General features: G+C 66.5%; 9 protein-coding genes. All 9 read left to right on the top strand.

Features of this window, described 5'->3' with window-relative positions:
• Window positions 1-12: 12 nt before the first annotated feature.
• Window positions 13-1,182, top strand: coding sequence for a patatin-like phospholipase family protein (locus CLU91_RS23290; RefSeq protein WP_100876015.1), 1,170 nt, complete (start codon window positions 13-15; stop codon window positions 1,180-1,182).
• A 102-nt stretch (window positions 1,183-1,284) separates the two neighbouring features.
• Window positions 1,285-5,466 carry a hybrid sensor histidine kinase/response regulator gene (locus CLU91_RS23295; RefSeq protein ID WP_100876888.1) on the top strand — a complete coding sequence of 1,394 codons (4,182 nt, stop codon included), beginning with the start codon at window positions 1,285-1,287 and terminating at the stop codon, window positions 5,464-5,466.
• An 86-nt stretch (window positions 5,467-5,552) separates the two neighbouring features.
• A complete protein-coding gene (locus tag CLU91_RS23300) occupies window positions 5,553-6,260 on the top strand; it encodes a response regulator (RefSeq protein WP_100876889.1) in 708 nt (235 codons plus the stop codon).
• 93 nt (window positions 6,261-6,353) lie between these two features.
• Entirely contained in the window at window positions 6,354-7,973 is a 1,620-nt protein-coding gene (locus tag CLU91_RS23305) for an AMP-binding protein (RefSeq protein ID WP_100876890.1), read from the top strand.
• Window positions 7,970-10,357, top strand: coding sequence for a bifunctional salicylyl-CoA 5-hydroxylase/oxidoreductase (locus tag CLU91_RS23310; RefSeq protein WP_100876016.1), 2,388 nt, complete (start codon window positions 7,970-7,972; stop codon window positions 10,355-10,357). Before CLU91_RS23305 ends, CLU91_RS23310 begins: the two co-directional genes overlap by 4 nt.
• Window position 10,358: 1 nt before the next feature.
• Window positions 10,359-11,147, top strand: a complete 789-nt coding sequence (locus CLU91_RS23315; protein ID WP_100876017.1) for an SDR family NAD(P)-dependent oxidoreductase — start codon at window positions 10,359-10,361, stop codon at window positions 11,145-11,147.
• Window positions 11,148-11,161: 14 nt separating this feature from the next.
• Complete coding sequence (locus CLU91_RS23320; protein ID WP_100876018.1) at window positions 11,162-11,674, top strand: MarR family winged helix-turn-helix transcriptional regulator; 513 nt, start codon at window positions 11,162-11,164, stop codon at window positions 11,672-11,674.
• 2 nt (window positions 11,675-11,676) lie between these two features.
• The gene (locus tag CLU91_RS23325) at window positions 11,677-12,531 is read left to right on the top strand and encodes an enoyl-CoA hydratase family protein (RefSeq protein WP_100876019.1); all 855 of its coding nucleotides are present in this window, start codon (window positions 11,677-11,679) and stop codon (window positions 12,529-12,531) included.
• Between the two features lies 1 nt (window position 12,532).
• Window positions 12,533-13,687, top strand: a complete 1,155-nt coding sequence (locus CLU91_RS23330) for an acyl-CoA dehydrogenase family protein (RefSeq protein WP_100876020.1) — start codon at window positions 12,533-12,535, stop codon at window positions 13,685-13,687.
• The last annotated feature ends 23 nt before the right edge of the window (window positions 13,688-13,710 follow it).

Below are 13,710 nucleotides of genomic sequence, written 5' to 3' on the forward strand. Positions count from 1 at the left end.
TAATCTGCCTGCATGGGAATGCAAAATAAAACAGGCTTGATACTCACGGGAGGGGGCGCCCGTGCCGCTTACCAGGTGGGCGTGCTGCAGGCGATTTCGGCGATTCTGTGGGAAGCGGGCTGGGCGCCGGCGCGCAATCCCTTCGACATCATTTGCGGTACATCGGCCGGTGCCATCAACGCCACGGCGCTGGCCTGCCGCGCCGATAATTTTGGCGAAGGCGTGCAAAAGCTGCTCGACGTGTGGCAGCACATCGAAGTCGAGCAAGTGTACAGGGCCGATTCGCTGGGCGTGATCCGCTCGGGCGCGCGCTGGCTGTCCTTGCTGTCGTTCGGCTGGCTGCTGCGCCAGTGGCATGCCTCGCCGCCCAGTTCCCTGCTCGACAATACCCCGCTGGTCAGCCTGCTGCACCGCATGCTCGACCTGCCGCGCCTGGACGCGGCGCTGGCCGATGGGCTGCTGCATGCGCTGGCCGTGACGGCGTCGTCGTATTCGGGCAGCCGCCACATGACGTTTTACCAGACGGCCGAGGATATCGCGCCGTGGGTGCGTACGCAGCGCCTGGCCTTGCCGGACCAGATCGGCGTGGAGCACTTGCTGGCGTCGGCGGCGATTCCCTTCATTTTTCCTGCCGTGCCGCTGTACGTGGGCGGCCAGCGCGAATACTGCGGCGACGGTTCCATGCGCCAGCTGGCGCCGATTTCGCCGGCCATCCACCTGGGCGCGAACAAGGTGCTGGTGGTGGGGGCGGGGCGCATGACGGAACCGGCGCCCGCCGCGGCCGAAGCGGCGCGCTACCCGAGCCTGGCGCAGATCGCCGGGCACGCGCTGTCGTCGATCTTTCTCGATGGCCTGGCCGTCGACATCGAGCGCCTGAACCGCATCAACCTGACCCTGTCGATGCTGCCGCCCGAGTTGCTGGGCAAGACGGCCTTGCGGCCCGTGGAATTGCTGGTCATCGCGCCGTCCGAACGGCTCGACGCCATCGCCAGCCGGCATATCGGCAGTCTGCCGCGTCCCATCCGCACCATGTTGTCGGGCATCGGCGCGGCCGAAGCGCGCGGCGCGGCGCTGGCATCGTATTTATTGTTCGAATCGACGTATACTAACGAGCTGATCCGTCTTGGACAGCGCGATACGCAGGCCCGCAAGGACGATGTACTGGCGTTTTTTGGTTCTTGAGACGGCCCCCGGAGCAGTTGCCGGAGTTTTCGCGTTTTTTTTGACAGGACGATCGTGCTGGTATTTCGACGTGTTTTCGATGTTGCCTTACTGTTGATTTTCATGGTGGGCGGATGGGCCGCGGCGGCGCCTGCGCCCACCCTGCGTTTCGATCAGCTCAGCGTCGAGCAGGGCCTGGCGCAGGAATCGGTGCTGGCCATCGCCCAGGACCGGCAGGGTTATATGTGGTTCGGCAGCCAGTCTGGCCTGAGCCGCTACGACGGCTATCGCATGGTCGTCTACAAGAATATCGAGGGCGACAAGACCAGCCTGGCCGACAACTGGGTCGGCGAACTGCACGTCGATAGCCAGGGGCAGCTGTGGGTGGGCACCGACAATGGCCTGGACCGCTTCGACCCCGCCAGCCAGACCTTCACGCATTACGCCCCGGCCGAAAAGAGCAAGCGCGGCAACGGCAACCGTCACATCCACGCCATCCTCGACGATGGCGCGCGCGGCTTCTGGATCGCCACCTCGGACGGCTTGCAGCATTTCGATCCTGCCACGGGCACCTTCCGCACCTGGCACCATGAAGAAGGCAACCCGCATAGCCTGGGCGACAATGAAATCAAGGCGCTGGCGCTGGACGCGCAACAGCGCCTGTGGATCGGCACCGTCACGGGCCTGGACATGCTGGCGCCGGGCAGCAACCGCTTCGAGCATTTCGCCGTCGACACGCAGCCCGGTTCAAAATACAATGTGATCCAGTCGCTGCTGGTGGACCGCCAGCAAAATCTGTGGATCGGCACCATGGCCGGCGCCGAGCGCTGGCGCCTGGGAGGCGCCGGCCAGGCGCCGCAGTCACGCCTGCGCCTGAATGAAAAACAGGGCTTTTCCGCCATCCGCGTGGCCAGCCTGTACCAGGATATCGACGCCACCGTCTGGCTGGGCAGCAATGCCGATGGCCTGTTCCGCTGGCTGCCCGAGAGCGACACCTTCCTGCAGTACCGCCATCAGACGGGCGACAAGTTCAGCGTCGCCGACAACCAGCTGTCATCCTTGTACCGCGACCGCGCGGGCACCTTCTGGGTCGGCTCCTGGTACAACGGCGTGAGCCGGGTCGACCTGGGCAGCGGCGGCTTTTCGCGCATGGCGCGCGCGCCCGGCGATGTGGGCGCGCTGGCGGACAAGAAAGTGCGCGCCGTGGCCGACGCGGGCAATGGCAAACTGTGGCTGGCCACCAAGGGCGGCCTGAAACTGTACGACACGCGCGACGGCAGCTCGCGCCTGTTCGACCTGCGCAGCTCGCCCGGCATGTCGCGCGACGAGCAGGTCACCACCCTGTACAAGGCGCCGGACGGCGTGCTGTGGGTGGGCGGCTCGACGGGCTTGCACCGCTTCGATCCGGCACTCGGGCGTTTCTTTACCATGCGCTTTGCCGCCGGCGACCCGAACAGCGACACCATCCGCAATGTCGTGAGCGACCGCAGCGGCATGCTGTGGGTCTCGACGCGGGGTGGCGTGCACCGTTTCGACCCCGCCAGCCGGACCTTTACCACTTACCGCCACGATCCGGCCAACCCGAACAGCCTGTCCGACAACATGGTGCGGCCCGTGCTGGAAGACGGCAAGGGGCGGCTGTGGATAGGCTCCTTCCACGGCCTCGATTTGCTCGACCGCGCCACGGGCCACTTCCGCCATTTTCGCCACGATCCGCAAAACCCGCATAGCCTCAGCCACGACGAGGTGCACTATCTGCACGAGGACAAGCGCGGCGTGCTGTGGGTGGGCACGGCCAATGGCCTGAACCGCATGGATGTCGATGCGAAGGGTGATATCCGCTTCCGGCGCTTCCTGCGCAAGGATGGCATGGCCGATGATGCCGTCGCCAGCATCCTCGGCGACGACAATGAGCAGCTGTGGCTGAGCACGAATAGCGGCATCACGCGGCTCGACATGCGCAGCGGCCTGTTTCGCAACTACGACAGCGCCGACGGCACCGTGGAAGGCTCGTACTTCGATGGCGCGGCCCTGCGCGCGTCCGACGGCACCATGTATTTCGGCGGTTTTAACGGCATGACGGCGTTCGTGCCGCAGGATATCCACGACAACCGCGTGCCGCCGCTGGTGGCCATCACGGAACTGCAGATCTTCAACAAGCCGGTGGCCATCGGCCGCGGCGAATTCGCGCACGTGCTCAGGACGGCCATCGACCATACACGGGAGCTGATGCTGACCAGCCGCGAAAGCGTCTTTTCGCTGGAATTTGCGGCCCTGCATTTCGCCGCGCCCCAGCGCAATATGTTCGCCTACCGGCTCGAAGGCTTCGACCAGGACTGGGTCATGACGGATGCGGGGCGGCGCTTTGCCACCTACACCAACCTCGATGCCGGCAACTACGTGTTTCGCGTCAAGGCGGCCAACAAGGACGGCGTGTGGAACGAGAGCGGCGCCACCCTGGCCATCACGATCTTGCCGCCGTTCTGGAAAACCTGGTGGTTCCGCACCCTGATGGCGGCGCTGCTGCTGGGCGCCATCTATGGCGCCTACCGCCAGCGCGTGCGCGCGTTGCGGCGCCAGCAGAACGAGCTGGAAAAACTGGTCGGTGAACGCACGGCCGAGCTGCAGAGCAAGGAAATCGAAGTGCTGGCCCAGTCGGAAAAGCTGGCGCAAGTCAACAGCAGCCTGACGAAAAACGAGGAAAGCCTGCGCCAGGCCAAGCGCAAGGCCGAGGATGCGACGCGCCAGAAGTCGGAATTTTTGGCCAACATGAGCCACGAGATGCGCACGCCGCTGGCCGGCGTGATCGGCATGCTGGGCTTTGCCCTGCGCGACGAGCAGTTGCACGATGCCACGCGCGAGCAGATCCTGCGCGGCCAGGCCAACGCCCAGTCGCTGCTGGTGATCATCAATGACTTGCTCGATTTTTCCAAGATCGAGGCGGGCAAGCTGAGTATCGAAAACATCGACTTCGCACTCGGTGCGGCGATCGAGACGGTCGTCACCCTGTTCGAGGAGCAGGCGGCCGCGCGCAGCATCGGTTTCTCCATCGATTTCGCGCCCGACTTGCCGCCCTTCGTGGTGGGCGACCCGACCCGTCTGCGCCAGGTGCTGGTCAACCTGGTCGGCAATGCCTTCAAGTTCACCCAGCGCGGCGGCGTCAGCGTCTGCGTCGAGCGCGCCGGCGTGGCCAGCGGCAGCGGCGGGCGCCGTGTCAACCTGATCCGCTTTAGCGTCAGCGACAGCGGCATCGGCATCGATGCGGACGCGATGGCGCGCCTGTTCCAGAAGTTCGAGCAGGCCGACGCCAGCACCACGCGGCGCTACGGCGGCACGGGACTGGGCCTGGCGATCTGCCGCCAGCTGGTCGAATTGATGGAAGGCGAGATCGAAGTGGCCAGCACGCCAGGGCAGGGCAGCACCTTTGCCTTCACCTTGCCGCTGGCCGATGGCGTGGCGCCGCCGCTGGTGCCGCAGGTGGCGCTGGCGCCGCACAGCCACCAGTTGCGCGTGCTGTGCGCGGAAGACTTCCCCACCAACCAGATCATCATCCGCGTCATGCTCGAAGAACTGGGGCACAGGGTCGACGTGGTCGCCAACGGCGTGCTGGCCGTGGCGGCCTGCGTGCATACGCGCTATGACCTGATCCTGATGGACGGGCGCATGCCGGAGATGGACGGCGCCACGGCGACGCGCTTGATCCGCGTGGGCGGTTGGCCGGACCAGCCCGTGCGCGACCAGGAACTGATGATCGTGGCCCTGACGGCGAACGCCAGCGAGGAAGACCGCAGCCGCTATCTTGGCGTCGGCATGGATGATTTCCTCAGCAAACCGGTCGACGAGGCGGCGCTGCATGGCTTGCTGGCGCGCGCCATCGAGCGCCAGCTGCAGCGCGGTTTCATGTTGCCGCGCATGCCGTCGGACGCGCCGCGCGCCAGCGCGCGGGGGCAGGCCGAACTCGATGCCCTGTTCGGCATCGCGCCCGCTGCTCCCGCCGCGCCGCCTTCCCAGTCCATCCGCAGCGGTGAGCTGCAACGGCGCATCCGCGTCGCCTTCGTCGCCGACCTGGAGGGACGTTTGCGCGAACTCGACGCCGCCCTGGCGGCGCAGGACAGGGACAACGCCGGGCGCCTGCTGCACGGTTTGAAGGGCAGCGCCGCCTATCTCGATGAAACGCAGCTGCACATGCTGTGCACGGAAATGGAGGAGGCGGCCGACGGCGGGCGCTGGACGCAAGTGGCCCTGCATTTGCCGCGATTGCGCGCACTGTTGGCGCAAATAGCCGTTTCGGGCAAGGAAATGTAAAATAGGCAATGCCGGCCATCGAGCGCGCGGCCAAACTGGGTAGAATATGGCCAGGCACCGTGACGCTGCCGCCTATGGAGAAAGCAATGAAAGTACTGGTGGTTGACGATGATGTCGTGTCGCGCATGGTATTGATGCATCTGATCGACAGCTGCGGCGTGCACGATATCGTGGAAGCCGAAGATGGCGCGGCGGCGTGGGAGCAGCTCGAAGGCGGCTTGCGCCCGTCGCTGTGCTTCTGCGATTTGCGCATGCCGCGCCTGTCCGGCATGGAGCTGCTGCAGAAAATCCGCTCCGACAGCGCGCTCGATGCCATGCCGCTGGTGCTGGTGTCGTCGGCGAATGACCAGGACACGGTGCGCGACGCCGTGCAGGCTGGCGCCGCGGGCTACATCGTCAAGCCATTCCTGCCGGAGCAGGTGCGCCAGCATATCGATGCCTGCTTCGACGTCTCCGCATTGCCGGCCGAGGCGCCGCGCGACACCTTGCAGCGCCTCGGCATCGACGGCGAACGCTTGCAGGCCTATCTGACGGGTTTCCAGGCGCAGGTGGGCGCCGCCAGCGAACAGGTCGACGCCTTGCTGGCGCGCGGCGAACCGGCCCAGGCGCGCCAGCAACTGGAACGGCTGCATCTCGGTTGCCGCACCCTGGGCTTGCATGGCGCGGAGGCTGCGATGATGGTCCTGCTGCAGGCCTCGGTGCTCGATGGCGGCCAGATACAGGCGGCGCTGGCCGCACTGGCGCGCAGCGTGGCGCAGCAGGCGCGTTTGTTGCAACAGGACGGCGCTGACTGAATCTGCTGTTTTTCGCTTGCCGGGAAAATACTTTAGGTTTAAAGTATCTGTTTCCGGGCCTTGTGCATGCGCCCGCTACCAGCCAGGATGAGCATGAGCAGCGACCCTTCGCCCAGCACCGCATCTCCCCAGGACGACTTTGCGCGTGCCCACCTGCCGCCGCGGGCGCTTTGGCCGCAGCTGTGCCTGGACTTGCCCGAGCTGCAGTATCCGGCGCGCCTCAATTGCGTCGCCGCGCTGCTCGATGCGGCCGTCGCCAGCGGCGGCGGCGAACGCACCGCCATCGTTGCCGACGGCCAGCGCTGGACTTACGCGCAGCTGGCGCGGCAAGTCGACCGCATCGCCCACGTGCTGCGCGCAGACCTGGGCCTGATCCCCGGCAACCGCGTGCTGCTGCGCGGCGCAAATACCCCCATGATGGCCGCCTGCCTGCTGGCCGTGCTGAAGGCCGGCTGCATCGCCGTGCCCACCATGCCGCTGCTGCGCGCGCGCGAACTGTCCACGATTATCATCAAGGCGGAAGTCAATGCCGTGCTGTGCGCGCAAGGCTTGCGCGCGGAGCTCGATGGCGTGCCCGGCTTGCCGGCCATGCTGTGCTTTGGCGCCGATGACGCGGAACTGGAGCAGCGCATGGCGGCCCACGCCACACCGTTTGCCGCGTGCGACACGGCGGCCGACGACGTCTGCCTGATCAGCTTTACTTCGGGCACGACGGGCGTGCCCAAGGGAACCATGCACATGCAGCGCGACTTGCTGGCCATCTGCGACTGCTTCCCCCGCTCCATGCTGCAGGTGCGCGCCGACGATATCTTCATCGGCACGCCGCCGCTGGCCTTCACTTTTGGCCTGGGCGGCCTGCTGCTGTTCCCCCTGCGCTTTGGCGCTTGCGCCGTGCTGCTGGAAAAACTCACGCCCGAGAGCCTGCTGCGTGCCATCGGTACTTACCAGGCCACGATCTGCTTCACGGCGCCTACCTTTTACCGCCAGATGGCGCCGCTGGTTGCGCAGCACGACCTGCGCAGCCTGCGCTTGTCCGTCTCGGCCGGCGAGGCGCTGCCGCTGGCCACGCGCGACGCCTGGCAGGCGGCGACGGGCCTGGCCATGACGGACGGCATCGGCGCCACCGAAATGCTGCACATCTTCATTTCCGCCACGGGCGACGGCATCCGCCGCGGCGCCATCGGCAAGGCCATTCCCGGCTACCAGGCGTGCATCGTCGACGATGCGGGCGTGCCGCAGCCGCCCGGCGTGACGGGCCGCCTGGCCGTGAAAGGCCCTACCGGCTGCCGCTACCTGGCCGATCCGCGCCAGCGCGAATACGTGCAGAACGGCTGGAACCTGACGGGCGACACCTTCGAAATGGATGCCGATGGTTACTTCTATTACCGCTCGCGCAGCGACGACATGATCGTCTCGGCCGGCTACAACATCGCCGGCCCGGAAGTGGAAGAGGCGCTGCTGCGCCATCCGGCCGTGGCCGAATGCGGCGTGGTGGGGCGCGCCGATGCCGAGCGTGGCCAGATCGTCGAAGCGCACATCGTGCTCAAGGACGGTTTCCAGCCCGGCGACCTGCTGGCGGCCGAACTGCAGGACTTCGTGCGCCAGCAGATCGCCCCGTATAAATACCCGCGCGCCATCCGCTTCCTGCCATCGCTGCCGCGCACGGAAACGGGCAAGCTGCAGCGCTTCAAACTTCGCACGGACACCGCATGAATATCGTTTGCATCGGCGGCGGCCCCGCCGGCCTGTATTTCAGCCTGCTCATGAAAAAGCAGAACCCGGAGCACCGCATCACGGTCATCGAGCGCAACCGCCCGTATGACACGTTTGGCTGGGGCGTCGTGTTTTCCGACCAGACCCTGGGCAACCTGGCGAATGCGGACGAGCCGACTGCGCGTGCCATCCTGCAGGCGTTCAACCACTGGGACGATATCGAGATCCACTTCAAGGGCGAGACCGTGCGCTCGGGCGGCCATGGCTTTTGCGGCATCGGCCGCAAGCGCCTGCTCAACATCCTGCAGGCGCGCTGCGAGGAACTCGGCGTGCAGCTGGTGTTCGAGACGGAAGTGCAGGACGACCAGGCCATCGCGAAGCAGTACGGCGCCGACCTGGTGATCGCCAGCGACGGCTTGAACAGCCGCATCCGCACGCGCTACGCGGCCAGCTACCAGCCCGAGATCGAGCAGCGCCATTGCCGCTTCGTCTGGCTCGGCACGCGCAAGAAATTCGAGGCGTTTACGTTTGCCTTCCGCCAGACGCCGCACGGCTGGTTCCAGGCGCATATCTATCAATATGACGGCGACACTTCCACCTTCATCGTCGAGACGCCCGAGCACGTGTGGCGCGCGGCGGGCCTGGATAGCATGAGCCAGGAAGAGGGCATCGCCTTTTGCGAAGCGCTGTTCGCCGAGGAGCTCGACGGCCACGGTTTGCTGAGCAATTCGCCCCATTTGCGCGGCTCGGCGCAGTGGATCACCTTCCCGCGCATCGTCTGCCGCCAGTGGGTGCATGTGCAGAACGGCGTGCCCGTGGTGCTGATGGGCGACGCGGCCCACACGGCCCATTATTCGATCGGTTCGGGCACCAAGCTGGCGCTGGAAGACGCCATCGAGCTGGCGCGCTGCTTCGGCCAGCATGGGGATAGCGATGGTGCGCTGGCCGCCTACCAGCAGCTGCGCGCCATCGAGGTGCTGAAAATTCAGAGCGCGGCGCGCAATTCCATGGAGTGGTTTGAAAACGTCGAGCGCTACAGCGCCATGGAAGCGCCGCAGTTCGCCTATTCCATGCTCACGCGCAGCCAGCGCATCTCGCATGAAAACCTGCGCCTGCGCGACCCCGCGTATGTGGCCGATTATGAATTGTGGCTGGCGCGCCGCGCCGCCGAACAGGCTGGCGTGGCGGCGCCGGACGGTGCCTTGCCGCCCATGCTCACGCCGTTCAAATTGCGCGGCGTGCTGCTGAAAAACCGCATCGCCGTCTCGCCGATGGCGCAGTACAGCGCCGTCGATGGCGTGGCGGGCGACTACCATCTGATGCACCTGGGCGCGCGCGCCATGGGCGGCGCAGGTCTCGTGTTTGCCGAGATGACGTGCGTGTCGGCCGATGCGCGCATCACGCCCGCCTGCCCCGGCATGTACAGCGAAGCGCATACGCAGGCATGGCGGCGCATCGTCGATTTCGTGCATGCGAACAGCGATGCGAAGATCGCCCTGCAGCTGGGCCATGCGGGGCCGAAAGGCTCGACGCGGCCCATGTGGGACGGCATCGACCTGCCTTTGAAAGAGGGTAACTGGCCGCTGCTGGCGGCCTCGGAACAGCAATACCTGGCGGGCGTGTCGCAGACGGCGCGCGCGGCCACGGAAAGCGACCTGGCGCGCATCGAACAGGACTTCGTGCGCGCCACACTGGCGGCCGCCGTCGCCGGTTTCGACTGGATCGAGCTGCATTGCGCACACGGCTATCTGCTGTCGAGTTTTATCTCGCCGCTGACCAACCGCCGCACGGACGAACATGGCGGCAGCCTGGAAAACCGCTGCCGTTATCCGCTGCGCGTATTTCGCGCCATGCGCGCGGCCTGGCCGCAGGATAAACCGATGAGCGTGCGCATCTCGGCCCACGACTGGGTCGAAGGCGGCATCACGCCCGACGATGCGGTCGTCATCGCGCGCCTGTTCAAGCAGGCCGGCGCCGACCTGATCGACTGTTCCTCGGGCCAGGTCAGCAAACTCGAACAGCCCGTGTACGGGCGCATGTTCCAGGCGCCGTTCGCCGACCGCGTGCGCAACGAGGCTGGCATCGCCAGCATGGCCGTCGGTTCCATTTTTGAAGCCGACCACGCCAACAGCATCATCGCCGCCGGGCGCGCCGACCTGTGCGCCGTGGGCCGCCCGCACCTGGCCAACCCTGCCTGGACCTTGACGGAGACGGCGCGCATCGGCTACAGCGGCGCCGGTGCAGGGACAGGTGCAGCTTGGCCGAAACAGTACCGGCCGGGCCAGCAGCAGCTGGAACGCAATCTGCAGCGCGAGCGCCAGCTGGCCGCCGCCAACACGGGCCTCACCCCGCAACAGGTGGCCGCGCGGCTGCTGGAAGGATGAGATGAAGACGCAAGAATTAATCGACAAACACGCGCTGGTGACGGGCGCCGGCAGCGGCATCGGCCTGGCCTGCGCGGGCGCCTTGCTGGTCGCGGGCGCCAGGGTCACCCTGGCCGGGCGCGACGGCGCGCGGCTGGCGCGCGCGCGCATGCAGCTGGAAGAGGCGGGCCACGCGGGCAGGGTCGCCATCTGCGTGCTCGACGTGAGCGTGGAAGCGTCCGTGCAGACGGGTTTCGCGCAGGTCGCCGCGCATTTCGGCCGCATCGATATCCTGGTCAATAACGCGGGCCAGGCGCATGCGGCGCCCTTCGGCAAGACGGATGCGGCCATCTGGCAGCAGATGCTGGCCGTGAACCTGACGGGGGTGTTCCACTGCTGCCAGGCGGCCATGCCGGCCATGCTGGAAGCGGGCTGGGGACGCATCGTCAACGTGGCGTCGACGGCGGGCCTGAAGGGCTATCGCTACGTCAGCGCCTATGTCGCCGCCAAGCATGGCGTAATCGGCCTGACGCGCGCGCTGGCGCTGGAAGTGGCGCCGCGCGGCGTCACCGTCAACGCCGTCTGCCCCGGCTACACGGAAACGGAGATGGTGGCGCAGGCCGTGCAGAACATCGTGCGCAAGACGGGGCGCGGCGAAGACGCGGCGCGCGCAGAACTGGCGGCGTCCAATCCGCAGCAGCGGCTGGTGCAGCCGCAGGAAGTGGCCGATGCGGTGGCCTGGCTCTGCCTGCCCGCGTCGTCCGCCATGAATGGACAATCGATCGCCGTCGCCGGCGGTGAAGTCATGTAACTGAAATGTAGACCATGGATAAAGAACCCGAAAACTTGCACGACGAACCCGTGCTGGATCTGGCCAGCCGCCTGACGCAGGACCACCACCAGTCGCTGAAATTGTGGCTGCGCATGCTCTCGTGCACGGTGAAGATTGAAAACGAGGTGCGCACGCGCTTGCGCGCCACCTTCGGCATCACCTTGCCCCGTTTCGACCTGATGGCGCAGCTCGAGCGCTTTCCCGAAGGCTTGCGCATGGGCGAACTGTCCAAGCGCATGATGGTCACGGGCGGCAATATCACGGGCATCACCGACCAGCTGGAGCAGGAAAAACTGGTGCTGCGCGTGGTCGACCCGAAGGACCGCCGCTCGTACAGCGTCAAGCTGACGCCAGCTGGCCGGCGCGCCTTCGACGAGATGGCGCGCGTGCACGAAGGATGGATCGCCGAACTGCTGCACGGCGTGACGCCGGACGACAAGACCCAATTAATCGACCTGCTGTCGCACATGAAGCAGCAGTTGAATAACACCCCCATAAAGGACTGAGCATGCGCCATCTACCCGGCCAGCCGCAAGACCTGCCAGGCAACCGCGCCAGCCTGGCCGGCTACGCCGCGCGGCATTTTCTGTTTGCCGTCGACGCAGGTGTCGCCACCTTGACCCTGCACCGGCCCGAGCGCAAGAATCCGCTCACTTTTGACTCGTATGCGGAATTGCGCGAGCTGTTTCGCGCGCTGGCGCATGCGGACGACGTCAAGGCCGTCATCATCACGGGCAGCGGCGGCAATTTCTGCTCGGGCGGCGACGTGCACGACATCATCGGCCCGTTGACGCAGCTCGACATGCCCGGCCTGCTGGCATTTACCCGCATGACGGGCGACGTAGTAAAAGCCATGCGGGCCTGCCCGCAGCCCATCATCGCCGCCATCGACGGCATTTGCGCTGGTGCCGGCGCCATGCTGGCGCTCGCTTCCGATATCCGCCTCGGCACGGCGCGCAGCAAGACGGCCTTTCTGTTTACCCGCGTGGGCCTGGCCGGCTGCGACATGGGCGCCTGCGCCTTGCTGCCGCGCGTGATCGGCCAGGGCCGCGCCGCCGAACTGCTGTACACGGGGCGCTCCTTGGGCGGCGCCGAGGCCGAGCGCTGGGGCTGGCTCAACCGCCTGGTCGAGCCGGAAGAGCTGGACGAGGCGGCGCAGCTGTTCGCCGCCGGCCTGGCCAGCGGCCCCACCTTCGCACACGGCATGACGAAAAAAATGCTGCAGCAGGAGTGGAACATGGGCGTCGATGAAGCGATCGAGGCGGAAGCGCAGGCGCAAGCCATTTGCATGGCCACCAACGATTTTCACCGCGCCTATCACGCCTTCGTGGCGAAGGAAAAACCACAGTTCGAGGGCAATTGACATGCGTGATACGAGCTATCTGGACTGGCCATTTTTCGAGCCTCGCCATGCCGAACTTGAGCGCGAGTTCGATGCCTGGGCGACGCAGTACCTGGACGGCGCGCACGGCGGCGACGTCGATGCTGCCTGCCGCGCGCTGGTGGCGCAACTGGGGCAGGGCGGCTGGCTGAGATACGCCACCGGCACTGATGGCAAGATCGACACGCGCGCCATTTGCCTGATGCGCGAAACCCTGGCGCGCCACGATGGCCTGGCCGATTTCGCCTTCGCCATGCAGGGACTCGGTTCCGGCGCCATCGGCCTGTTCGGCAGCCTGGAGAACAAGGCGCGCTATCTGCCGGACGTGGCCAGCGGCAAGCGCATCGCCGCTTTTGCCCTCTCCGAGCCGCAGGCCGGCTCCGACGTGGCGGCGATGGCGTGCGCGGCGCGGCGCGACGGCGACGCGTATGTGCTCGACGGCGAAAAGACGTGGATCTCGAATGGCGGCATCGCCGATTTTTACGTGGTGTTCGCCCGCACGGGCGAGGCGCCGGGCGCGCGCGGCATCAGCGCCTTCATCGTCGACGCCGACAATCCCGGCCTGGAAATCGCCGAGCGCATCGCCGTGATCGCGCCGCATCCGCTGGCGCGCCTGCGTTTTGCCAATTGCCGCGTGCCCGTGTCGCAGCGCCTGGGCGAGGCGGGGCAGGGCTTCAAGGTGGCGATGGCGACACTCGACGTGTTCCGCACCTCGGTGGCCGCCGCCGCGCTGGGTTTTGCGCGGCGCGCCTTCGATGAAGCGCTGCGCCACGCGACAAAGCGCCAGATGTTTGGCCAGACCCTGGCGGACTTCCAGCTGACGCAGGCGAAACTGGCGCAGATGGCCACCGGCATCGATGCGGCCGCACTGCTCACCTACCGCGCCGCCTGGCAGCGCGACCAGGGCCGCAAGGTGACGAAGGAAGCGGCCATGGCCAAGCTGACGGCCACGGAAACGGCGCAGCAGGTGATCGACGCGGCGGTGCAGCTGTTTGGCGGCTTGGGCGTGGTCAGCGACCATCCGGTCGAGCGCCTGTACCGCGAAATTCGCGCCTTGCGTATCTACGAAGGCGCCAGCGAAGTGCAGCAATTGATCATCGCGCGCGAATTGCTGCGCGAAGCGGCGGTGGACGCATGAGCGGTATGAACAATCAGGAGAAG

This window comes from Janthinobacterium sp. 64, assembly GCF_002813325.1.
Lineage (GTDB): Bacteria > Pseudomonadota > Gammaproteobacteria > Burkholderiales > Burkholderiaceae_D > Janthinobacterium.

Excerpts from the sequence above, each read along its gene's own strand:
- CLU91_RS23290 (WP_100876015.1), top strand. The coding sequence starts at position 13 with ATGGGAATGCAAAATAAAACAGGCTTGATACTCACGGGAGGGGGCGCC.
- CLU91_RS23295 (WP_100876888.1), top strand. The coding sequence starts at position 1,285 with ATGGTGGGCGGATGGGCCGCGGCGGCGCCTGCGCCCACCCTGCGTTTC.
- CLU91_RS23300 (WP_100876889.1), top strand. The coding sequence starts at position 5,553 with ATGAAAGTACTGGTGGTTGACGATGATGTCGTGTCGCGCATGGTATTG.
- CLU91_RS23305 (WP_100876890.1), top strand. The coding sequence starts at position 6,354 with ATGAGCAGCGACCCTTCGCCCAGCACCGCATCTCCCCAGGACGACTTT.
- CLU91_RS23310 (WP_100876016.1), top strand. The coding sequence starts at position 7,970 with ATGAATATCGTTTGCATCGGCGGCGGCCCCGCCGGCCTGTATTTCAGC.
- CLU91_RS23315 (WP_100876017.1), top strand. The coding sequence starts at position 10,359 with ATGAAGACGCAAGAATTAATCGACAAACACGCGCTGGTGACGGGCGCC.
- CLU91_RS23320 (WP_100876018.1), top strand. The coding sequence starts at position 11,162 with ATGGATAAAGAACCCGAAAACTTGCACGACGAACCCGTGCTGGATCTG.
- CLU91_RS23325 (WP_100876019.1), top strand. The coding sequence starts at position 11,677 with ATGCGCCATCTACCCGGCCAGCCGCAAGACCTGCCAGGCAACCGCGCC.
- CLU91_RS23330 (WP_100876020.1), top strand. The coding sequence starts at position 12,533 with ATGCGTGATACGAGCTATCTGGACTGGCCATTTTTCGAGCCTCGCCAT.